The sequence below is a fragment of the Bacillus sp. AFS017336 genome, assembly GCF_002555445.1.
GTDB lineage: Bacteria > Bacillota > Bacilli > Bacillales > Bacillaceae_G > Gottfriedia.
Genome location: NZ_NUCO01000069.1, coordinates 1 through 240, shown reverse-complemented (window position 1 = coordinate 240; position 240 = coordinate 1). Strand labels below are relative to the sequence as shown.

At 47.5% G+C, this 240-nt stretch carries 2 tRNA genes; both read right to left on the bottom strand.

Annotated features, from left to right (window positions below):
* Positions 1-25: 25 nt before the first annotated feature.
* Positions 26-101: transfer RNA gene (locus CN601_RS22070), tRNA-Ala, on the bottom strand.
* 17 nt (positions 102-118) lie between these two features.
* Positions 119-195: transfer RNA gene (locus CN601_RS22065), tRNA-Ile, on the bottom strand.
* Between the last annotated feature and the right edge of the window lie 45 nt (positions 196-240).

Here is a 240-nt window from a genome sequence, read left to right as displayed (position 1 = left end):
CTAGTTTTCAAGGTACAAATAAAAATGGTGGAGCCTAGCGGGATCGAACCGCTGACCTCCTGCGTGCAAGGCAGGCGCTCTCCCAGCTGAGCTAAGGCCCCGAACATAAAAAAAGATATGGTGGGCCTAAATGGACTCGAACCATCGACCTCACGCTTATCAGGCGTGCGCTCTAACCAGCTGAGCTATAGGCCCATATCTATATATGAAGGATAATCCTTCAAAACTAAACAAAACAAT